Origin of the sequence: Pseudomonas sp. UME65, from assembly GCF_014170225.1 — a bacterium.
GTDB lineage: Bacteria > Pseudomonadota > Gammaproteobacteria > Pseudomonadales > Pseudomonadaceae > Aquipseudomonas > Aquipseudomonas protegens.
Window position 1 is genome coordinate 100,705 of sequence record NZ_LZZQ01000011.1, and the last position, 21,852, is coordinate 122,556.

The following is a 21,852-nucleotide window of genomic DNA, read 5'->3' on the forward strand; positions in this document are numbered from 1 at the left end:
TCATGTCGATCGAAGTCCGTAACGTCAGCAAGAACTTCAACGCCTTCAAGGCCCTGAACAGCATCAACCTGGACATCCAGAGCGGCGAGCTGGTGGCCCTGCTGGGCCCGTCCGGCTGCGGCAAGACCACCCTGCTGCGGATCATCGCCGGGCTGGAAACCCCGGACCAAGGCAGCATCGTGTTCCACGGCGAGGATGTCTCGGGCCACGACGTGCGTGATCGCAACGTCGGTTTCGTGTTCCAGCACTACGCCCTGTTCCGCCACATGAGCGTGTTCGACAACGTTGCCTTCGGCCTGCGCATGAAGCCGAAGAACCAGCGCCCCAGCGAGAGCAAGATCGCCGAGAAGGTCCACGAGCTGCTGAACATGGTGCAGCTGGACTGGCTCTCAGACCGTTACCCGGAACAGCTCTCCGGCGGCCAGCGCCAGCGTATCGCCCTGGCCCGCGCCCTGGCGGTGGAGCCCAAGGTGCTGCTGCTGGACGAACCCTTCGGCGCCCTCGACGCCAAGGTGCGCAAGGAGCTGCGGCGCTGGCTGGCGCGGCTGCACGAAGACATCAACCTGACTTCGGTATTCGTTACCCACGACCAGGAAGAAGCCATGGAAGTGGCCGACCGCATCGTGGTGATGAACAAGGGCGTGATCGAGCAGATCGGTTCCCCGGGCGAGGTCTACGAGAACCCGGCCAGCGACTTCGTCTACCACTTCCTCGGCGACTCCAACCGCCTGCACCTGGGGGAGGACAACCACGTGCTGTTCCGGCCTCACGAAGTGTCGCTGTCGCGTTCCGAACTGGAAGACCACCACGCCGCCGAAGTGCGGGATATCCGTCCGCTGGGGGCCACCACCCGGGTGACCCTGAAGGTGGAAGGGCAGAGCGAACTGATCGAGGCCGAAGTGGTGAAGGACCACGACAGCCTGATCGGCCTGGCCCGTGGCGAAACCCTGTTCTTCAAGCCCAAGGTCTGGCAGAAACACGCCAGCCTCTGACCCCGCCGACATCACGCCCGCTGTAGGAGCTGGCTTGCCAGCGAAAGCGTCCTTCAGGTTTGCACCTGGCTCGAAGGCCTCTTCGCCGGCAAGCCGGCTCCTGCGGGGGCCGGCCCAATATTCCCGAAGCGTTCCCGGGCTTCAGACCATGGCTTTCTTGTGCCGCAGGGCCACCGGCCCGGAACGCTGCTCGATGGCCTGCTTCAGGTCATGGCGCAGGCCCAGCAGGAAGGCCAGTTCGGCCACCACGAACAGCGGGCCGACAATCAGCCCCGAAAGGTCGTCGACGAAGGCCGGCTTGCGGCCCTCGTAGTAATGGCCGATGAACTGGATCACCCACCCGATCACGAACAGGCCCAGGCCGCTGCTCAGCCAGAGCCCGGTACTTTGCGCCGCCAGCACCTGGCCGGCCCACACCGATAGCGCCATCAGCACCGTCATCAGCACCCCCAGGCGCACTTCCAGGCGCAGGTAGAACACTGACGCGGCCAGGGCCAGCAGCAACGCCGGCGACCACGACAGCCCGGCCATGCTCCAGGCGGGACGCGACAACAGCACGGCCACCGCCACCACGATCATCGGAATGCCGATAAAGTGGCTGGCGATATTGCGCGGGTCGCGGTGGTAGGCGGCGTATTGACTGAGATGATCAACGAGGCTTTTCATTGTTGTTCCTCCGTTAGGGTGGCTCGATCATGCCCGGCGGCGGTGCTCGGCTCTGTCAGCTAGGCGACAATCATTGCGATGCCCTGAGGGAAAGACCTGTTCATGGACCTGCACCAGTGGCGTGAATGCCTGATGACCGGCCAGTGGTTCAGCCACCTGCCGGCTTCCTTACAGAATAGTTTGCTCGACAGTGCGCGCCCGCGCCGGCTGACGGCGGGGCAGTGCCTGTTCCGGCGCGGCGATCCGCCCTGCGGGCTGTACGCGGTGCTCGAGGGCACGGTGCGGGTCGGAGCTGTCAGCGAGCAGGGCAAGGAGGCCTTGCTGAGCCTGATGGAAGCGCCCCACTGGTTCGGCGAGATCTGCCTGTTCGACGGCCAGCCCCGTACCCACGATGCCTACGCCGAGGGCGCCTGCACCCTGCTCCAGGTGCCGCAGGCGAATCTGCTGCAACTACTGGAGCAGCAGCCGCAATACTGGCGCCAGTTCGCCCTGCTGATGAGCCACAAACTGCGCCTGGCCTTTATCAACCTGGAGCAGTTGAGCCTGATGCCGGCCCCGGCGCGGGTGGCCAGCCGCCTGCTGGCGATGGCCGCCGGCTACGGTGAAGTGGCCCAGGCCCGCCGCGTGCTGCAACTGCCCCAGGAACAACTGGCGCTGATGCTCTCGCTGTCGCGCCAGACCACCAACCAGATCCTCAAGGAGCTGCAGCACCAGGGCATCCTGCGCCTGAGCTATGGCGAGATCGAAATCCTCGACACCGAGCGCCTGCGCGCCCTGACCTCGCCATAGAAGCCCCCGCGATGTCCCTGCCTCCCGTAGGAGCTGGCTTGCCAGCGAAGAGGCCCGCGAGATCGCCTTCGCCGGCAGCCGGTTCCTACGAGCCACGATAGGTCGAGAACCCATAAGGGCTGAGCAACAACGGAATGTGGTAATGCTGCTCGGTCTGCCTGACCTCGAAGATCACCGGGATCTCCGGAAAGAAGGTCTCGCGCTTGGCTTGCCTGAAGTACTCGCCGGTCTTGAACACCACCCGATACTCGCCGGCCGTCAGCGCCCGGCCCGCCGGAAACAGCTCGGCAATCCGCCCCTGCTCATTGGTCACCCCTTCGGACAAGGGCTTCCAGTCCTGGCCCACCTGCTGCTCCAGGGTCACCTTGACCCCCGGCGATGGCAGGCCGTTCTCCAGGTTCAGCACGTGCACGCTCAACGGATTGCCTGCCGCCAGGGCCAGGCTCGACAAACCACACAGGCCGATGGCCGCCAGACTATTACGCAAAACATTCATGCCCCACTCCTTCCTCGATTGAACAAACAACACAACCTGTAGCCGCTGCCGAGCCCGCGAGGCTGCGAACGACCGCAACGCGGGCGCAGGCTTTCACGATCACTCACGCCCGGCCTCGGTAGCCAACCCCACCCGCTGCGCGGCCTGGAGCGCACACGCCTCGTCCTGCGCTGCGCCACCGGCCCCGGCAATCCCGATGGCCCCCACCAACTGCTTGCCGGCAAACAACGCAAGGCCGCCACCGAGCAACAACAGCTCCGGCAAGGTATTGAGATTGGCCGCCTCGGGGTTGTTGCGCGCCCGTTCGGCGAACAGCCGGCTGGAAGTCTTGGTCGACAGCGCGGTGTAGGCCTTGCGCTGGCTGGCCGGGCCGTTGTGCGGGCCCACCCCATCGCCGCGCATCGCCACCAGCAGGTTGCCGCCACGGTCCAGCACCGATACCGCCGCGGTGCACTGGGCCAGGCTGGCATCGGCCAACTGGCGGGCGGCGGCCAGGTCCAGTTCGGCATGGCGCGGCAGTTCGAGCGCCGCCAGGGCCGTGCCGGCGAGGCTCAGGCCGAGGCCCAGGACAAGAGGTTTGCAGATCATCGAACGAGCTCCATAAAGACCGGTGGCCACCTTAGCCAGCGCACTCCGTCAGAACTCCGTCGTCTTGATTACAAGTTTGTAATGGGCAAGCGCGCGTCGGGCGCCTAGCCTGTGCCGATCATTTCCGAGGTGCGCCATGCGTTTGCTGGTAGTTGAAGACGAAGCCAAGACCGCCCATTTCCTTGCCAAGGGCCTGGGAGAATCCGGCTTTGCCGTGGACGTGGCCCTGAACGGCCTGGACGGGCGCTATTTCATCGAGCAGCAGGAGTACGACCTGATCATCCTCGACGTCATGCTCCCCGGCCTCAACGGCTGGCAGTTGCTGCAACTGGTGCGCCAGCGCGGTGCCACCCCGGTGCTGTTCCTCACCGCCCGCGACGCTATCGAGGATCGGGTCCGCGGCCTGGAACTGGGCGCCGACGACTACCTGCTCAAGCCCTTCGCCTTTGCCGAGCTACTGGCCCGGGTGCGCACCCTGCTGCGCCGCGGACCGCTGCGCGAGGCCGAGTCCTTCAGCATCGCCGACCTGGAGATCGACGTGCTGCGCCGTCGCGTCAGCCGTGGCGGCCAGCGCATCGCCCTGACCAACAAGGAGTTCGCCCTGCTGCACCTGTTGGCCAGCCGCCAGGGCGAAGTGCTGTCGCGGACCCTCATCGCCTCCCAGGTGTGGAACCTGAATTTCGACAGCGACACCAACATGGTGGAAGTGGCGGTACGAAGGTTGCGGGCCAAGGTCGACGACCCCTACATGCCCAAGCTGATCCACACCGTGCGTGGCGTCGGCTACCAGCTGGAAGCCCCGGATGAAGCGCTCTAGTTCCATCGCCTGGCGGCTGGCCCTGGCCTTTGCCGCGGTCTGCGCCCTGGTGCTCAGCGTGATCGGGGTGTTCCTCTACCGTTCCCTGGCCGGGGAAATCGCCTACCGCGACGACCTGGCCCTGCTCGGCCGCCTGGAACAGGTGCGGGCCCTGCTGCAGGACAGCGACAGCCTGGATGCCCTGCAAGCCCGGCCCCGGCTGTACCAGAACATGCTGGGCAACCAGGAAAGCCTGCTGCTGGTGCTGCGGGCCGATGGCTCGACGGTGATCGACATCAACCCGCGCCGGCAGCCCCTGCCCGCGCTCGACCCCATTGCGCTGCAACAGGCGCCGCAACGCACCGATGTCCGCCTCTGGCCGGGGCCGGACGATGTGCCGGTGGCGCTGCTGGCGGGCCAGGCCCGGGGGCCCAAGGGCGAAGCCCTGACCGTGGTGGCCGGCAAGGTTCTCAGCGAGCGCGAGCAGATGCTCGCCAGTTACCGCCTGCGCCTGTACCTGGCGGTGGGGCTGGGGGCCTTGCTGGCCTTCGCCCTGGGCCTGCTGCTGTTGCGCCGGGGCTTGCAGCCCTTGCGCCAGCTCAGCGAAGCGGCCCGCCAGATCGACCTGCGCAGCCTCGACCGGCGCCTGCACACCAACGGCATCCCGGCGGAATTCCACGAGCCGGTGCAGGCCCTGAACGCCATGCTGGCGCGCCTGGAAGAGAGCTTTGAGCGTCTATCGCAATTTTCCGCCGACCTGGCCCACGAGATCCGCACGCCGTTGCACAACCTCCTGGGCAGCAATGGCCTGGCCTTGAACCAGCCGCGCAGTGCGGCGGAGTACCAGGAAGTGCTGGCCTCCAACATGGAAGAGTTCGAGCGTCTGGGGCGCATGGCCGAGAACCTGCTGTTCCTGGCCCGGGCCGAGCAGGCCGATGCGGTGCTGGACCTGCAGGTACTGTCACTGGCCGGTGTCGGGGCGCAACTGTGCGACTACTTCGAAGCCCTGGCCGACGACCGCCAGTTGCGCCTGGAGAACGGTTTTTCCGGCGAGCTGCGGGCTGACCAGCAATTGCTGCAACGGGCCCTGGGCAACCTTCTGGCCAATGCCGTGCGTCATGCCGATGCAGGGTCGCTGATCCGCCTGCGGCGCCACGACGAAGCGGGCTGGTGCTGGTTGCAGGTGCACAACCAGGGCCCGGCGATCGCCCCCGAGCACCTGCCCCGGCTGTTCGACCGTTTCTACCGGGTCGACCCGTCCCGAGCCGAGCCGGGGGACTCCGGGGGGCTGGGGCTGGCCATCGTGCACTCGATCATGCTGCTGCATGGCGGCCAGGTGCGGGTCATGAGCGATGAGCAGGCCACGGTATTCGAACTGGGCTTCTCCCTCCTGTAACCACTGCCGAGGCTGCGACAAGGCCGCCAGGCCTTCAGCGGCCTGCAGTATTTGCGCCCGCGTTGCGGTCGTTCGCAGCTTCGCAGGCTCGGCAGCGGCTACAAGGCTGCTGGGGCTTAGCGCAGGCCGTCGCGAAACTGCCCCGGGGTCATCCCGGTCCAGCGCTTGAATGCCCGGCTGAAACTGCTGGCGTCGGCAAACCCCAGCAGGTAGCTGATCTCGCTCAGGGAGCATTCCAGGTCCCGCAGGTGCAGCAGGGCGAGGTTTTCCCGGCATTCGTTGAGCAGGGTGTCAAAGCGCGTGCCTTCATCCGCCAGGTGCCGTTGCAGGCTGCGCAGGCTCAGGTGCAGGGCCTGGGCCACTCGCTCCGCCGAAGGTTCGCCTTCGGGCAATTGGGCTTCGATCACCCCGCGTACCTTGCGCTCCCAGGTCAGGGGCCGCAGTTGCAGGAGGGTGCGCTTGAGCACCGCTTCGTTGTGCTCGGCCAGCTCCGGGTTGGCGTCGTCCAGGTGGCTGTCGAAATCGTGCAGGCCGAACTCCAGGCAGTCGTCCACGGCGGCGAACTGCACCGGGCAGCGGAATACCTTGTGCCACTGGCTCGGGTCCGCCGGGGCCGGGCGCCGCAATTGCACGGCCAACGGCGCGTAGTCACGGCCCAGGCGGTTGCGGCAGGTGCGCACGTAGATCGCGGCAAAGGCGTCGATGGCTTCGAAGGCCGGTTGCGGCGAGCCCTCCGGCACCTTGAGGAAGAACCGGTAGCGGTCCGCTTCCCGGGTCAGGGCCAGTTCCAGGGCGTCGCTGACCACCTGGTGATAACGCACGATGCGCTCGAACACTTCCCGCAGGCTGCCGCTGGCCACCAGGGCGTAGCCCAGGGCGTGGAAGGTGGTGGGGCTGACAAAGCGCGACACCCGCAGGCCGATGGCCGGGTCGCCGCTGGCCTGCACGGCGAGATGCCACAGGCGGGTGGTGGCCGACAGCGGGTAGCGGGCGTTGGGGTCGTCCATCAATTGCGGGTCGAGCCCGGCTTCGCGGCACAGTGCGGCGCTGTCGAGGTCCAGAGCGTCCAGTTGCTTGCGCAAGGCGCGGGTCCAGCTGGCAAGGGAGGTGGCTTCGGTCATGCGATTGGCGCGTCCGGTCAACAGGTTGGCGTTTACGGCTAGCGCCCGGAGCCGGGGCTCGGGGCAGGATGCACACATCACTGACCAGAGGATGGAATCATGCAGGGTATTTCTGCAAGCCCCGAGCGGATGAACGCACAGCAGCGGGCGGCGCATATACGCCAGGTGGTCCTGGCCCGGGGTGATGAACTGCGCCGGCGTTTTCCCTTGCTGCGGCACCAGGACGCGCTGGGCGCGGGGATCCTTGCGTTCGCTCTGTCGGGGATGCTGGGGTCAGCGCTGCTCTATGTCACGGGTCACCTGGCCTGGTGGGCGTGCCTGCTGCTCAATGCCTTTTTCGCCTCCCTGACCCACGAGCTGGAACACGACCTGATCCACAGTATGTACTTTCGCAAGCAGCGCCTGCCCCACAACCTGATGCTGGGGCTGGTGTGGCTGGCGCGGCCGAGTACCATCAACCCCTGGGTGCGCCGCCACCTGCACCTGAATCATCACAAGGTGTCCGGCAGCGAGAGCGACATCGAGGAGCGCGCCATCACCAACGGCGAGCCCTGGGGCATCGCCCGCCTGCTGATGGTGGGGGACAACATGATGGCGGCCTTCATCCGCCTGCTGCGGGCGCCGGGGGCCAGGCGCAAGCTGGGCATCCTCGTTCGTACCCTGGCGGTGTACGCGCCGCTGGCATTGCTGCATTGGGGCGCCTGGTATGTGTTCCTGGGCTTTCATGGGGCCAACGGCGTGGCCGCCCTGCTGGGCAGCCCGATCCAGTGGTCGCAAGACACCGTGTCGCTGATGCACTACGTCGATATCGCCGTGGTGGTGATCATCGGCCCCAACGTGCTGCGCACCTTCTGCCTGCACTTTGTCAGTTCCAACATGCACTACTACGGCGACATCGAGCCGGGCAACGTGATCCAGCAGACCCAGGTGCTCAACCCCTGGTGGATGTGGCCGTTGCAGGCCTTCTGCTGCAACTTCGGCAGCACCCACGGCATCCACCATTTCGTGGTCAGGGAGCCGTTCTACATCCGCCAGATGACGGCATCGGTGGCGCATAAAGTGATGGCCGAGATGGGCGTGCGCTTCAACGATTTCGGCACCTTTGCCCGGGCCAACCGCTTTACCCGGCAGGAGCGCGAAGCGATGCAACCGGCGCATAACGCCCGGGCTTGAGGGGGCGGACTGTCTTTCTGGTTAAATATGCAAGGACCGATAACGTTAAGCCAAGGTCACGCGGTGCCGGGAAACGCCCGGAATCCGCGAAGAGGCAACGACAGGGAGACAGTATGAGCAGTGCGGTAAGGCGATTGATCGCCGTTGCCTTGATGAGTGTGGGCAGCGTGTCGCTGGCCGACTCGGTGGCGCAGGGCAGTGACGAGGCACTGGCGCTGAGTATCTTGAAGCATCTGGAAGTGAACGGTTTTCGCAATTCCTTGCGGCCGCGGCATTACCCGGACGGCACCACGCTGGGCCAGTCGCCCTATCGGATCTACGAGAAGGCCGCAGGCGCCGAGGGCACCTACAGCGCGGTGGACGAAGAGCAAAGCTGGGTCTACAGCGTCAGAGTGATGGAGCAGGGGAAGCAGGGCATCGCCATCTGTTTTGTCGACCAGAGCCTGCGCGGCAGCTACTTGACCGCTTCGCCGTTGCGGGTCGAGAAAAACCGGGCTGGGCATTACGTCGTGGTCAAGGAACTGCCGATAACCCCGGCTTGCCGCATCACCCGAGGCTGAGGCCAGCGCCTGGCGCAGCTCGGTGTATTCACCGACAACCCAAACGCACCCCGTAGGAGCCGGCTTGCCGGCGAAAGGGCCCTGGAGACTTGTGTTGTTCTGGAGGACGCCTTCGCTGGCAAGCCAGCTCCTACACAAGCAGGCTCCTCCAGGGGCCGGTTCATAGACAAGCCAGCTCCTACAAGCTCAATCCGGCTGGAATGGTGATTCGCTGAGGATCACTCCGGTTTCATCCACGTAGCGCTGCCATTCTTCCAGCAGGGTGCGCAGTTTTTCCGGCTGGCTGTGGGCCAGGTCGTGAATCTCCCCCGGGTCCTGGCCCAGGTCGTACAGCTGCCACGTCGCCGGGCCCACGGGGCCGGGGATGTACACCGCCTTCCACTGGCCCTGGCGAATTGCCCGGCGGCCGAACAGCTCCCAGCCGGTTACCGTTTGTTCGTCATGCACCCGGGCGGTTTCGCCGGAGAGAAAGCCCAGCCAGGACTTGCCCCGCAGCGGCGCCACATCGCGCCCGCGCCAGCGCTTGCCCGGGTGGCGCACGCCGGCCAGGTCGAGCAGGGTCGGAGTAATGTCCATCACCGTGCCGAAGCCGTGGCTGATCTGCCCCTTGAGCGGCAGTTGCGGGTAGTGCAGCAGCGCCGGCACGCGAATTCCGCCCTGGGTGGTGAGGGCCTTGAACAGCCGCGATGGCGCAGTGGCCGCCTGGGCCCAGGCCGGGCCGTACCAGACGTAGGAGTTGGCCCGGCCGATGTTCTCCAGGCGGTTGTCATAGTGCTGGTTGAGGTAGGTCAAAAGCTCCGGGCCGAACTTGGGGAAGGCTTCCAGCAGCGCGCCCTCGGCACCGTTGTCGGACATGAACAGGATCAGGGTGTTGTCCAGCTGGCCCTGCTGGCGCAGGTAGTCCACCACCCGGCCGATGTTCCAGTCCATGCGCTCGACCATCGCCGCATACACCTCCATGGCCCGTGCCGACACCTGGCGCTGTTCTTCGCTGAGGGCGTTCCATTCGGCGTTCAGGTTGATCAGCGGATGGGGCTCGACCTGCGGGTCCACCAGGCCCAGGGCCTGGAGTTTTTCCAGGCGCTCGCGGCGCAGCACTTCGGGGCCGGCGTCATAGCGGCCCCGGTACTTGGCGACGATTTCCTCCGGAGCCTGCAGCGGCCAATGGGGCGCCGAGAACGGCAGGTAGGCGAAGAACGGCCGGCTCTGGTCGCGCTCTTTCAGGTACTGCAAGAGCTTGTCGCCAAAGGCATCGGAGGAATAGAAATCCGCTGGCAGTTCATCGATGAAGCGGTCGTCCTCGATGTACAGCGCCGGCGTGGATTTGAGCAGCCCGGGGGTGTGCTCGTCGTAGGTCGGCTCGAAGCCGTAGTGGTTGGCCGCCCCCGGCAACAGCGAGAACGAGCGCTCGAAGCCCCGGGCATGGGGCGCGCGTTCGGCAGTCAGCCCCAGGTGCCATTTGCCGCTCATCAGGGTCTGGTAGCCGGCCTCGCGCAGCAGTTCCGGCAGGGCCACCACGCGGTCGTTGAGGTAACCCTCATAGCCCGGCTTGCCGATCAGCTCGGGGGTCAGGGCTTCGGCCATGGTGCCGATCCCGGCAATGTGGTGGTCGGTGCCGGTGAGCAGCATGGAGCGGGTTGGCGAGCAGGTGGGGGCGGTGTGGAAGTCGGTCAGGCGCAGGCCGTTGAAGGCCAGGGCATCGAGGTTCGGCGTGGCGATCTCGCCGCCGAAGGCTCCGAGGTCGGAGAAGCCCAGGTCGTCGGCCAGGATCACCAGGAAGTTGGGACGTTGCGGCATCGCGGCACTCCTGTTCAGCAAGCAATGAAGGTCAGGGGCAGGTCGCGGATCTGTACCGGCGAAGGCGCCTGGTAGAGCTCGTCGCGGGTCAGTTCGTGAAGCAGCTCCTCACGCAGTTGGTGGAAGTCGAAACTGCTGCGCTGGCGCGGGTGGGGCAGGGCCACCTCGACCACGCGCTTGATCCGCCCCGGGCGCGGTTCCATGACCACCACCCGGTCGGCGAGGAAAATCGCTTCCTCGACATCGTGGGTCACCAGCACCGTGGTGATCTTGGCCCGCTCGCGGATCGCCAGCAGTTCGTCCTGCATCTGTTGGCGGGTCAGGGCGTCGAGGGCGCCGAAGGGTTCGTCCAGCAGCAGGATCCGCGGGCTGGCTACCAGCCCCCGGGCAATGGCCACTCGTTGCGCCATGCCGCCGGACAGTTGGTGGGGATAGGCCCGGGTGAAATCCTTGAGGCCCACCAGTTCGATGAATTCGCCGACCCGCTGCTGGCGCTCGGCGGCGCTCAGGGGCTCGTTGACCAGGCCCAGGCCGATGTTCTCGGCCACCGTCAGCCAGGGGAACAGGCGGTGTTCCTGGAACACGATGCCGCGCTCGCCGCCGATGCCGCTGACGGCCTTGCCGTCGACCCGGATCTGGCCACGAAACTCGGTGTCCAGGCCGATCAGCAGGCGCAGCAGGGTGGACTTGCCGCAACCGCTGGAACCGACGATGGCGACGAACTCGCCTTCGGCGATGTCCAGGTTGAATTCGCGGATCGCCTCCACCTCGCCACCGGCGACGGCGAAGGTCTTGCCCACGTGAGTGAAACTGACCAGGGGTGCGTTCATGCGTGTCTCCAGCGGGTGGCGCGAAGTTCGAGTTGTTGCCCGATCAGGTTGAGCAGGGCCCCAGTAAGGCCCACCAGGAGCATGCCGGCCATGATCAGGTCCATGCGCAGCAGTTGCTGGGCGCTGATCATCTGGCTGCCGATGCCGCCGTTGGACGGCATGAAGTATTCCGCGCCGATGGTGCCCAGCCAGGCGTAGATCAGGCTGATGCGCAGGCCGGCGAAAATCCCCGGCGCGGCGCCGGGCAGCACCAGCCGGCGCAGCCGTTGCCAGAGGTTCAGGCGCAGTACCTGGGCGGCTTCCGCCAGTTGCGGCGAGAGCTGGGCGACGCTGCGCTGGGTGGCGATGAACAGCGGGAAGAATGCGGCCAGGGCGACGAACACCCACTTGGCCAGTTCCCCCAGGCCGAACCAGGCGGTGAGCAGCGGCACCCAGGCGAAGATGGCGATCTGGCGGATGGCGGCCAGGGTCGGGCCCAGCAGGCGTTCACTGAACCGCGACAGGCCCAGCAGCAGGCCAAAGGCAAAGCCCAGGCCGCCGCCCAGCAGCAGGCCGCCGAGGGTGCGGCCCAGGCTCAGGCCCATGCCCCCCAGCAGGCTGCCATCGAGCAGGCCGTTGCCGGTGGTGGCGAGTACCGCCAGGGGGCTGGGCAGGATGTTCGGGTCGACCCACTGCTGGTCGCTCGCCACTTGCCACAGGGCCAGCAGCGCCAGGGGCAGCAGCCAGGGTTGCAGGCGCTGCCAGCCCTGGTAGCGCGGGCCGCGACGGAATTCGGCGGTGGCCGGGTGCGGCCAGTGCACCAGCCGGCGGTCGAGCCAGCCGATGCCGCGGTCCATGCACACCCCCAGCAGGCCGATCACCAGGATGCACACGAAGACGATGTCCAGCATGAACAGCTGGCGTGCCCAGACCATCAGGTAGCCGATGCCTTCGCTGGAGGCCAGCAGTTCCACTGCCAGCAGCGAGGTCCAGCCGGTGGCCAGCGCCAGGCGCACCCCGGCCATGAAGGCCGGCAGCGCAGCGGGCAGCACCAGGCGGCGCACCAGCAGCGCCGGCGGCAGGCGCAGCACCGCGGCGGCTTCCCGCAGCCGGGGCTGGGCATCGCGCACGCCCACCAGGGTGTGCAGGGTCACGGGCACCACCACCGCCTTGATCAGCACCACCAGCTTGAGCACTTCGCCGATGCCGAAAAACACCATGAACAGCGGGATCCAGGCCAGGGTGGGGATCTGCGACAGGGCGCCGAAGGTGGGAAACACCAGGCGCTCCAGGCGTCGGCTGAAGCCCAGGGCACCCCCCAGCAGGGCGCCGGCGGCGATACCCGCCAGCAGGCCCCAGAACAGCCGTTGCAGGCTGATCGCCAGATGGCTCCACAGCTCGCCATGGCCCAGTTCCAGGGCACTGCTCCAGACCAGGGCCGGGGCCGGCAGGATCTGTTCGCTCATCCATTGATTGCGGCTGGCCAGCCACCACAGGGCTAACAGGCTGATGGGCAACAGCCAGGGCAGCAGCCGCTGGCTGATCAGGGGCCAGCCCGGGCGTCCGTCGGACGGCGCCGCCAGGGGCAGGCTGAGCAGGGAAACACGGGCCATGGATGACCTCCGTCGTCGGGTACTGCATGGCGTGGGTCGATGCCGTAGGGGCTGGCTTGTCGGCGAATCAGCGTTTGAGGGTCTGTTCGCTGGCAAGGCGGTTTCTACGTGTTATGCATTTGTGGTCTATTAAAATTCTTATCGATTCTATTAAGAGATAAGAAAGGCCATTTAAGGCTTCTCGCCGACACGCATCCAATGCATTTGAAGAATATTTTTCATGCATTTCATGCATATCCCCGGGGACGCCCGTGGCAGCTGATTTATTCGATATAGTTATTAAAATGTGAATTTATAGTATTTAAATGTTGAACGATTCCGTGCCTACCTTTTGCTCCTCTCAGCCTTTGCCACCAGGAGCCGCACCCATGAACCTTCCCTTCAAACGCGTCATCAGCCTGTTCGCCGCCCCGGCCCTGGCGGGGCTCCTGGGCTGCCTGCCGCTGCTGGCCCAGGCCGACGAACTCAAGGAAATCCGCATTGCCGTGCCCGACCTCAGTGCCGGCACCCAGCACAGCGGCGGTGGGGTGGTGGATGTGCTGCGCCAGCAACAGATCTTTGAAAAGGCCTTCGCCGACCAGGGCATCAAGATCCAGTGGAATTTCTTCAAGGGCGCAGGCCCGGTGATCAACGAGGCCTTCGCCAACGGCCAGGTGGACCTGGCGTACCTGGGGGACCTGGCCGCCATCATCGGCAAGTCCAACGGCCTGGATACCCGCCTGCTCAGCGCCTCGGCCCGTGGGGTCAAGCACTATCTGGGGGTGGTGCCGGGTTCGGGGATCAAGACCCTGGAAGACCTCAAGGGCAAGCGCGTAGCGGTGTTCCGTGGCACCGCCACCCAGCTGTCGTTCGACGCGGCCCTGGCCAGCCGGGGCCTGAGCGAGAAGGACCTGAAGGTGGTCAACCTTGACTTCAACGCGGCGGTGGCTGCATTGGCGGCCAAGCAGATCGACGCCTCCTGGGGCAGCACCGGGCTCTCGGCCCTGCGCAGCAAAGGCCTGGCCGAACTGCCCCTGAGCACCAAGGACCTGGGCGGCGCCGGCAGCGTGCAGAGCGTGCTGGTGGGCGCCGGCAAGTTTGTCGACGAACATCCCGAGGCCGTGGCAAAACTGCTTAAGGCCCAGCAGCAGGCCGTAGAGTGGCTGACCCAGGACAGCAACAAGGAAGCCTACATCCAGCTGGTTTCGGGGCTGGCCAGCTACCCGCCGGTGATCTTGCAGGATGACCTCAAGGACCAGCGCCTGAGCGAGATCTTCCCCTCGACCCTGGACCCGGTGTTCCTCGGCAAACTGCAGGATTCGGTAGACCTGGCGGCCAAGGAACGCTTGATTCGCAAGCCGTTCAAGGTGGATGCCTGGGTAGCGCCGCAGTTGGCCGCTGCCGGTCTTTGAGGTCGGCACCATTCGCCGGCAAGCCGGCTCTTGCGTAACCCTGGAGCCGGCTTGTCGGCGAGGGCGGTCTTGAGGGCCTCTTCGCTGGCAAGCCAGCTCCTACGGTCGACGGGGATATCGTGCGGGATCTTGTAGGAGCCGGCTTGCCGGCGAAGCTGTTCTACACGGCGATGGCGTGCCCCTGCCGATCCACCGCCACCAGCACTTCGATCATCTTGCGCGCCGCCGGCGACAGGCGAAAACCGCTGCGGCTGACGATGCCGCAACGGGCATTCAGGCTGTCGATGTTCTGCGGCAGGTTGCGCCAGTGCAGCAGCGCCAGCGAACCCTGGGCGATGTCTTCGGCAAAGGCCTCGGCGGTGCCCACGCCGATGGCATTGGACTGGCGGACGATCTTCACCAGCGCCGGAAAGTGCTCGGTCTCGATGGTCGGGGAAAAATCGATGCGTCCGCTGAGGTTGGCCAGCAGCTTGCGAATCCCCGGGGGGATCAGGGTGGTGGCCAGGGGGTAATCGAACATGTCGTTGGTGGACAGGCTCTCCTTGGCCAGCAGCGGGTGCCCGGGGCGGCAGAAGAACACCCCGCGCTTGGGCGTCAGGGGCTGGGTCTGGTAGTTCGGGTCGGCTTCGAAATGGCGGATATCGGCAATAAAGAATTCGATCTCTTCGCGGTTCAGGCTGCGGCTGAGTTTTTCCCAGTTATCCACGGCAAAGCAGGTGCGCACCTTCGGGTGGGCACTGGTGAATTGCGCCACCGCATCGGGCACCAACTTCACCGCCGGGGCCGGGCCGCAGCCGAAGCGCACTTCGCCGGCGTCGAGCTTGGTCATCTGGGTCACTTCGCTGCTGAGCAAGGCCGCCCCCTGCACCAGGCTCAAGGCGTGCTGCAGCACCACCTGGCCTTCCGGGGTGGGGCGCAGATCCTTGTTGCCGCGGTCCACCAGCACGCAGCCGAACTCCTGTTCCAGGCCCTGGATACTGCGGCTGAAGGCCGGCTGCGTGATACCCATGGCGTCGGCGGCGCGGACAAAACTGCGGTGTTCATTGAGGGCGATGAAGTAACGCAATTGGCGAAGATCCATATGCTTTCCCGGCATCCGAAAAATAGCTCGAAGGCATTTGCGACGAGTGAGGAATGAGGTTTTAAATGCAAGCTCTTATTCCGTCAACGAAGCATGTAGTTATCTATTAGATCTAAATTGAATATAGATAGAGCGTTGTTTCGCGGCGGTTCCACTGTAAGCAGTCCGATGAGGGTGTACCTGATGAGCAATGCCGCCTTAGCCGTTCAACCTGCTGTTCATGCCCTTGATATTCACCCGGTGGCCGGCCGTATCGGCGCCGAGATCCGTGGCGTGCAACTGTCCGGCGATCTCGACGCCGCCACCGTGGAAGCGATCCAGCAAGCGCTGGTGCAGTACAAGGTGATTTTCTTCCGTGGCCAGACCCACCTCGACGACCAGAGCCAGGAAGCCTTCTCGCACCTGCTGGGCGAACCGGTGGCCCACCCCACCGTGCCGGTACGCGACGGCACCCGCTACCTGCTGGAACTGGACGGTGCCGAGGGCCAGCGGGCCAACTCCTGGCACACCGACGTGACCTTCGTCGACGCCTACCCCAAGGCCTCGATCCTGCGCTCGGTGGTGGCCCCGGCCTCCGGTGGCGACACCGTCTGGGCCAACACCGCCACGGCCTACAACGAACTGTCGGCGGAACTGCGGGAGCTGGCGGACAAGCTCTGGGCGGTGCACAGCAATGAATACGACTACGCCGGGGCCAAGCCGGACGTTTCGGCGGAGAAGCTGGAGCGTTACCGCAAGGTGTTCACCTCCACGGTGTTCGAGACCGAGCACCCGATCGTTCGCGTGCACCCCGAGAGCGGTGAAAAGAGCCTGGTACTGGGGCACTTCGTGAAGCGCATCAAGGGCTATTCCCAGGCGGACTCGGCGCATCTGTTCGGCTTGCTGCAAAGCCACGTCACCCGTCTGGAAAACACCGTGCGCTGGCGCTGGAGCGCAGGGGACGTGGCGATCTGGGACAACCGCTCGACCCAGCACTATGCCGTGGACGACTACGGCACCCAGGACCGCATCGTGCGCCGCGTGACCCTCAAGGGCGACGTCCCGGTGGGCGTCCACGGCCAGCGCAGCCAGACCACCAAAGGCCTCTGACCCGCCCCCTCAAGCCCCTACGGGCATTTACCCGATGAACCTGCCCACTGTAGGAGCTGGCTTGCCAGCGAAGGCGCCCTCGAGAGCGCTGCAAGGTCCAAGGGCCTCTTCGCCGGCAAGCCGGCTCCTACGGGGGAAGGTGCAGGTACGGGTGGGGGTTACCACACGCCGATCTGTACCAGCTTTTCGCTTTCCGGCTCGCCGTAGCGAAAACGCTGGCCGCGCAGGTCGATTTCTTGATGGCTGATGGTGGTACGGCGTTTCAGGCCGCGCAGCCATTCCAGCACATATCCCAGGTGTTCTTCGCGCACCGCGGCATAGGCCGGATCGGTCCCCAGGTCGTGCAACTCCTGGGGGTCGTTGTGCAGGTCGAACAACTGCGGGCGCAAGCCATCGTAGGCCAGGTACTTCCAGCGCTCGCTGCGCACCATGGTCATGCGGCAGCGGTCGATGGGCTGGCCCAGGCGCTCTCGCGCCGGGGCCTGGAAGGCGTAGTCGTATTCGCTGATGGCGTAGCGGCGCCAGGCCGGTTCGGCGCCGTGCAGCAGGGGGATCAGCGAGCGGCCTTCCAGGCGATGCTCGGCCCCCGGCAGGCCCAGGGCCTCGAGAAAGGTCGGCAGGGCGTCGATGGTTTCCACCAGGCGTTCGTCCACGGTGCCGCGGCTGCTGTCTGCCGCCGTGCGCGGGTCGCGGACGATCAACGGCACGCCCACCGCCGGTTCCAGCAGAAATTCCTTTTCCCCCAGGTAGTGGTCGCCAAGGAAGTCGCCGTGGTCGCTGGTGAAGACGATCAGGGTGTCGTCCCAGCGGCCGTTGCTCTGCAGGAAGTCAAACAGCCGGCCGAGCTGGTCATCCACCTGCTTGATCAGGCCCATGTAGGTGGGCACCACGTTCAGGCGCACCTCATCCCGGGAAAAATTCAGGCTTTCTTCATGCTGGCGGAAGGCGGCGTAGACCGGGTGATCGCTGAGCTGCCCTGGCGCGGCGCGCACCGCCGGGATCACCTGCTCCGGGCCATACAGGGCGTGGTACGGGGCAGGCGCGATATAGGGCCAGTGCGGTTTGATGTAGGACAGGTGCAGGCACCAGGGCTGCTCGCCTTGTTCGCTGATGAAGTCGATGGCGCGGTCGGTGGTGTAGACGGTTTCCGAATGCTCTTGCGCGACCCGGGCCGGCAGGTGGGCGTTGCGCATTTTCCAGCCGCTGCGGATTTCTCCCTGCTCGCCGGCCCCGGCGTTGGCCCAGTCGTGCCAGGGGTTGCGCCCTTGGTAGCCGAGGTCGCGCAGGTAGTGTGTGTAGGGCGCCGACTCGCGCTTGTCGTCGAATACCGGGTCGTCGGGGTAGATGCCGTCATGGCGGAAATAGGGCTCGAAGCCGACTTCGTTGAGCACCTCGGCCTGGGCACTCCCGGGGTCGATGGCCAGGCGTTGCAGGGCGTCGAGGTTGGGCGTGGCGTGGGTCTTGCCCACCAGCGCGGTGCGGATGCCGTGGGGTCGCAGGTAGTCCCCCAGGGTCAGTTCTTCAAGGGGCAGGGGCACGGCGTTCCAGGCCACCTGGTGGCTGCTGACGTAGCGCCCGGTGTAGGCCGACATGCGCGACGGGCCGCAGATGGTGCCCTGGGTGTAGGCGCGGCTGAAGCGCACCCCGGCGGCGGCCAGGCGGTCGATGTTCGGGGTATGCAGGTGCGGGTGGCCGTAGCACGAGAGGTAATCCCGGCGCAGCTGGTCGCACATGATGTAGAGCACGTTGCGCACGGGCGGATGGGTATTGGACATGGGGTTCACCGAGGGGAAGACAGGCGAGGTTTTTCGCCTCCGGCGGGGGCTTCCGGCAAGCGCATTTGCCGAATAGTTTCGATGCGTTTCATGCAATGCCGACCGGCCCCCCACGTCGTGTGCGGACGGCAGGGTCTTGTAGGAGCTGGCTTGCCAGCGAAGGCGCCCTCGAGCGCGCTGCAAGGTTCAAGGGCCTCTTCGCCGGCAAGCCGGCTCCTACGGGTGGGGGCAGTTCACACGGCGAGGTTGTCCAGGTTGCATACCTCTTCGTCCTGTTCGTCGATGCGCTTGATCTCGTCGATCATCGCCGCGGCCAAAGGCGACAGGCGATAGCCGGCGCGGCTGACGATGCCGTAGCGGGTGTAGAGCTCTTCCAGGTCGTCGGCCAGGCCGTCGATCTTCAGGCACACCAGCTCGCCCTTGGCGTTGTGCAACGCGTCGCTGTAGGAACCGACGATGCCGATGGCGTCCGAGCGCATGACCACCCCCAGCAGGCTGTAGCTGTTTTCGCATTCCACATTGGGCGTGAAGTCCGGCTTGCCGCTCAGATCGACAATGACCTTGCGCAGGTTGGGCGGGCGGATGGTCACCGCCAGTGGGTAGCTCATCAGTTCGCTGGCGCTGACACTTTCGCGCTGGGCCAGGGGGTGCCCGGCGCGGCAGCAGAAATGCCATTTGCGCGGGCGCAGGCGCTGGGTCAGGTAGTCCGGATCGGCCTCGAAGTGCCGGGTGTCGGCAACGAAGAATTCGAACTCTTCGCTGAGCAGGCGCTTGCTCAGGCTTTGCCAGTCATCCACCTGGAACTGCACCCGGGCCTTGGGGTAACGCCCGATAAAGCTGCCGATGGCCCGGGGGATCAGCCCGGCGGCTGGCGCCGGGCCACAGCCGAAGCGCAACTCTCCCGCTTCCAGCCCATTGAACTGGCTGATCTCGTTGGCCATCTGCTGGGCGCCGCTGACCAGCCGGCGCGCGTGCTCCAGCAGCAACTGGCCCTGCTTGGTCGGCGCCAGGTCCTTGCGCCCGCGATCCACCAGCTGGCAGCCGACGCTGTGTTCCAGGGCCTGGATGCTGCGGCTGAAGGCCGATTGCGAGAGGTTCACCGCCGCTGCGGCCGCGACAAAGCTGCGCTGTTCGGCGAGGGCGATGAAGTGGCGGAGCTGGCGCAGGTCGATATGCATTTTTCACATAAAAAATATCGGGGAAATGCATTGGCTATGCATTAGGTCGACTCCTTATAAAGGCAATCTCTTATGCAGTAAATCTTTGTAAAAACATAAATAAATAACTTTAAGGAATATACAAGGCTGTATATTTTCTGACCAGGAGCCGCCCATGAGCCCGTTGTCCCTCGCTTCACCCCTCTCGCCCCGGCGGCTCAAGCGCCTGCCCCTGGCGCTGTTGCTGGCCGGCAGTGCCAGTTGGACACCGACCTGGGCCGAAGAGGCCCCGGCGCCGCAAGCCACCCCGGCCAAGAGCAGTGCCAGCAAGGCCAAGGCCGATGATGGCCAGTTGCAGACGGTGACCGTCACTGCCCGTCGACGCGAGGAAAGCTCCCAGAGCGTGCCCACCCCCATGAGCGTGGTCAGCGGCCAGGCCCTGGAGAGCCAGCGGGTGTACCGCATCCAGGATCTGCAGCAACTGGTGCCCAGCGTCAACGTCGCCTACATGCATGCGCGCCAGTCCAGCGTGTCGATCCGTGGCCTGGGCAACAACCCGGCCAGCGACGGCCTGGAAGGCAGCGTCGGGCTGTACATCGACAACGTCTACCTCGGAAGGCCGGGGATGGCGGTGTTCGACCTGATGGACATCGAGCAGCTGGAAGTGCTGCGCGGCCCCCAGGGCACCCTGTTCGGCAAGAACACCACCGCCGGGGTGATCAACATCAGCACCCGGGCGCCGAGCTTCACCCCGGAGCGCAGCATCGAAACCTCCCTCGGCGAGGATGGATACTTCCAGACCAAGGGCACGATTTCCGGGCCGCTGACCGATGAGCTGGCGGGGCGTTTTTCCGCCTATCGCACCCGCAGCGACGGCGACATCAAGAACGAATTCGACGGCCATGACCTCAACGGCGGATCACGCCAGGGCTTTCGCGGGCAGTTGCTGTACAAGCCCAATGAGAGCTTCAACCTGCGCTGGATCGGCGACTACAACGAAGAGGATTCCAGCGCCGGCACCCGAGTGCTGTACAGCACCGGGCCGACCATCAACGGCACCAATGTCTACGAGTCGCGCGCGGCGGCGGCCGGCGCGACCCTGGTCAATGGTTCGCACCGCAAGGTCAACCTGGACAACGACCAGCACGTGACGGTGTTCCAGGGCGGCACTTCGCTTGAGGCCAACTGGACCCTGCCCAGCGACTTCACCCTGACCTCGGTCAGCTCCTACCGCTGGTGGAATTTCACCCCGCGCAACGACGATGGCCTCAACGTTCCGGCCAGCTACAACGCCGGGGTTTCGGTGCAAGACAAGCAGTGGTCCCAGGAATTTCGCCTGGCCTCGCCCACCGGCGGCTTCTTCGACTACGTGCTGGGCGCCTACTACTTCGGCTCCGACCTGGACAACAAATCCTTCGCCTATTACGGGCCCAAGGCGGACATCTGGAATGGCACCCCGGCCGGCGCCCTGAGCAACGTCACCAGCATCGGCAACGGGCATATCCAGACCAACAGTTTCGCCCTGTTTGCCCAGGGCACCTGGCACCTCACCGAGCGCCTGGATTTCACCGCCGGCCTGCGCGGCACCTACGAGGAGAAAAGCGCCTGGGTGACCCGCAACGCCCCGGTGGGCGGCGTGGCGGTGGCCGGCGCCGCCGCCAACGCGCGGCGCGGGCGCACCGGAGCCTATGACTCCGGCGACCTCAATCAGTACAGCACCAGCCCCTCGGGCCTGCTCAACCTCAGCTACCGCATCACCGACGACCTGCTGGGCTACGCCACCCTGTCCCACGGCGAGAAGTCCGGTGGGGTCAACCTGACGGTGGGGTCGGCGCCTACCGCCGGGGCCGATTCGCTGCTGATCGGCACCGAGCGCGCCAACAACGCCGAGCTGGGTTTCAAGAGCACCCTGTGGGACCGCCGCCTGCAACTCAACGCCAACCTGTTCTGGACCCAGGTCAACGGCTACCAGACCAACGCCTACGACGACGCCAACCGCGTGCAGTACCTGACCAACGCCGGTTCGGTGCGCTCGCGCGGGGTTGAAGTGGAAAGCACCCTGGTGCCGATCCGTGGCCTGACCCTGAACATCAACGGTTCCTACAACGACGTGCGCTACCTCTCCTACAAGGATGCACCGTGCCCGCCGGAAGTCAGCCTGCGCCCCGGTGCTCCGGCCTCGTGCGATCTCAGCGGCCACCAGGTAGTGGGCGCCTCAAAATGGATCGGCAACGCCAACGGCGAATACAAGTGGAACCTGGACAACGGCCTGGAAGAGTACGTCACCGCCAGCTATGCGTTCCGTTCCAAGGCGGTGGGCACCGTGGAGGATTCCGAGTACGGGCAGATCCCCAGCTACGCCGTGGTCAACCTTTCCACCGGCTTGCGCGGCAACTACGAGCAGGGCCAGTGGGACGTTTCGCTGTGGCTGAAGAACGCCTTCGACAAGACCTACTACACCACCCTCTGGACCGGCGGCAACGGCGGTTACGAAGGCCTGCTGGGCACCCCGCGGACCTTGGGCGTGACCGGTCGCTACGATTTCTGATACCCGGCTTTTCGC

General features: G+C 65.6%; 19 protein-coding genes. 9 read left to right on the forward strand and 10 right to left on the reverse strand.

All coding sequences use genetic code 11. The annotated features are described in order from the left end of the window. Positions 1 to 2 precede the first annotated feature (2 nt). The gene (locus A9971_RS11490; RefSeq protein WP_011058575.1) at positions 3 to 992 is read left to right on the forward strand and encodes a sulfate/molybdate ABC transporter ATP-binding protein; all 990 of its coding nucleotides are present in this window, start codon (positions 3 to 5) and stop codon (positions 990 to 992) included. 141 nt (positions 993 to 1,133) lie between these two features. On the opposite strand, the gene A9971_RS11495 is transcribed toward A9971_RS11490, so the two are convergent. Beyond that, complete coding sequence (locus A9971_RS11495; RefSeq protein WP_041115120.1) at positions 1,134 to 1,658, reverse strand: DUF962 domain-containing protein; 525 nt, start codon at positions 1,656 to 1,658, stop codon at positions 1,134 to 1,136. Positions 1,659 to 1,760: 102 nt separating this feature from the next. Between A9971_RS11495 and A9971_RS11500 the strand changes: the two genes are divergently transcribed. Then, complete coding sequence (locus tag A9971_RS11500) at positions 1,761 to 2,447, forward strand: Crp/Fnr family transcriptional regulator (RefSeq protein ID WP_015633711.1); 687 nt, start codon at positions 1,761 to 1,763, stop codon at positions 2,445 to 2,447. 85 nt (positions 2,448 to 2,532) lie between these two features. Here A9971_RS11500 and uraH read toward each other — a convergent pair whose 3' ends face one another. Then, on the reverse strand, positions 2,533 to 2,943 hold the full coding sequence (uraH, locus tag A9971_RS11505; RefSeq protein WP_011058578.1) for a hydroxyisourate hydrolase: 411 nt from the start codon (positions 2,941 to 2,943) through the stop codon (positions 2,533 to 2,535). 99 nt (positions 2,944 to 3,042) lie between these two features. Then, positions 3,043 to 3,531 carry a heme-binding protein gene (locus tag A9971_RS11510; RefSeq protein ID WP_015633712.1) on the reverse strand — a complete coding sequence of 163 codons (489 nt, stop codon included), beginning with the start codon at positions 3,529 to 3,531 and terminating at the stop codon, positions 3,043 to 3,045. A 136-nt stretch (positions 3,532 to 3,667) separates the two neighbouring features. Between A9971_RS11510 and A9971_RS11515 the strand changes: the two genes are divergently transcribed. Together A9971_RS11515 and A9971_RS11520 are read left to right on the forward strand one after the other, a co-directional pair. Continuing rightward, on the forward strand, positions 3,668 to 4,348 hold the full coding sequence (locus tag A9971_RS11515; protein WP_011058580.1) for a heavy metal response regulator transcription factor: 681 nt from the start codon (positions 3,668 to 3,670) through the stop codon (positions 4,346 to 4,348). After that, positions 4,335 to 5,723, forward strand: a complete 1,389-nt coding sequence (locus A9971_RS11520) for a heavy metal sensor histidine kinase (RefSeq protein WP_183000620.1) — start codon at positions 4,335 to 4,337, stop codon at positions 5,721 to 5,723. The genes A9971_RS11515 and A9971_RS11520 overlap by 14 nt, the downstream gene beginning before the upstream one ends. A 116-nt stretch (positions 5,724 to 5,839) precedes the next feature. Here A9971_RS11520 and A9971_RS11525 read toward each other — a convergent pair whose 3' ends face one another. After that, entirely contained in the window at positions 5,840 to 6,844 is a 1,005-nt protein-coding gene (locus tag A9971_RS11525) for an AraC family transcriptional regulator (RefSeq protein WP_041751902.1), read from the reverse strand. Positions 6,845 to 6,943: 99 nt separating this feature from the next. Between A9971_RS11525 and A9971_RS11530 the strand changes: the two genes are divergently transcribed. Then, a complete protein-coding gene (locus A9971_RS11530) occupies positions 6,944 to 8,017 on the forward strand; it encodes a fatty acid desaturase (RefSeq protein ID WP_169892874.1) in 1,074 nt (357 codons plus the stop codon). 113 nt (positions 8,018 to 8,130) lie between these two features. Then, positions 8,131 to 8,577 carry a pesticin immunity protein gene (locus A9971_RS11535; RefSeq protein WP_081002077.1) on the forward strand — a complete coding sequence of 149 codons (447 nt, stop codon included), beginning with the start codon at positions 8,131 to 8,133 and terminating at the stop codon, positions 8,575 to 8,577. Between the two features lie 186 nt (positions 8,578 to 8,763). On the opposite strand, the gene A9971_RS11540 is transcribed toward A9971_RS11535, so the two are convergent. From A9971_RS11540 to A9971_RS11550, 3 genes are read right to left on the reverse strand one after another with little or no spacing between them, the layout of a single operon-like run. Next, entirely contained in the window at positions 8,764 to 10,374 is a 1,611-nt protein-coding gene (locus tag A9971_RS11540) for an arylsulfatase (RefSeq protein ID WP_183000621.1), read from the reverse strand. A 14-nt stretch (positions 10,375 to 10,388) separates the two neighbouring features. Further along, on the reverse strand, positions 10,389 to 11,204 hold the full coding sequence (locus tag A9971_RS11545) for an ABC transporter ATP-binding protein (protein ID WP_011058586.1): 816 nt from the start codon (positions 11,202 to 11,204) through the stop codon (positions 10,389 to 10,391). Continuing rightward, entirely contained in the window at positions 11,201 to 12,796 is a 1,596-nt protein-coding gene (locus A9971_RS11550; protein WP_053155854.1) for an ABC transporter permease, read from the reverse strand. The genes A9971_RS11545 and A9971_RS11550 overlap by 4 nt, the downstream gene beginning before the upstream one ends. A 368-nt stretch (positions 12,797 to 13,164) precedes the next feature. Here A9971_RS11550 and A9971_RS11555 point away from each other — a divergent pair, with 368 nt between their 5' ends. Then, positions 13,165 to 14,187, forward strand: a complete 1,023-nt coding sequence (locus A9971_RS11555; RefSeq protein ID WP_041115133.1) for an ABC transporter substrate-binding protein — start codon at positions 13,165 to 13,167, stop codon at positions 14,185 to 14,187. A 160-nt stretch (positions 14,188 to 14,347) separates the two neighbouring features. On the opposite strand, the gene A9971_RS11560 is transcribed toward A9971_RS11555, so the two are convergent. Further along, a complete protein-coding gene (locus tag A9971_RS11560; RefSeq protein ID WP_015633719.1) occupies positions 14,348 to 15,268 on the reverse strand; it encodes a LysR family transcriptional regulator in 921 nt (306 codons plus the stop codon). Positions 15,269 to 15,451: 183 nt separating this feature from the next. Between A9971_RS11560 and A9971_RS11565 the strand changes: the two genes are divergently transcribed. Continuing rightward, positions 15,452 to 16,357, forward strand: coding sequence for a TauD/TfdA family dioxygenase (locus A9971_RS11565; protein WP_015633720.1), 906 nt, complete (start codon positions 15,452 to 15,454; stop codon positions 16,355 to 16,357). Positions 16,358 to 16,515: 158 nt separating this feature from the next. Here A9971_RS11565 and A9971_RS11570 read toward each other — a convergent pair whose 3' ends face one another. After that, positions 16,516 to 18,132, reverse strand: a complete 1,617-nt coding sequence (locus A9971_RS11570) for an alkaline phosphatase family protein (protein WP_015633721.1) — start codon at positions 18,130 to 18,132, stop codon at positions 16,516 to 16,518. Between the two features lie 233 nt (positions 18,133 to 18,365). Further along, entirely contained in the window at positions 18,366 to 19,310 is a 945-nt protein-coding gene (locus A9971_RS11575) for a LysR family transcriptional regulator (protein WP_047283431.1), read from the reverse strand. A gap of 154 nt (positions 19,311 to 19,464) precedes the next feature. Between A9971_RS11575 and A9971_RS11580 the strand changes: the two genes are divergently transcribed. Then, positions 19,465 to 21,837, forward strand: a complete 2,373-nt coding sequence (locus A9971_RS11580) for a TonB-dependent receptor (RefSeq protein ID WP_183000622.1) — start codon at positions 19,465 to 19,467, stop codon at positions 21,835 to 21,837. Positions 21,838 to 21,852: the final 15 nt, after the last annotated feature.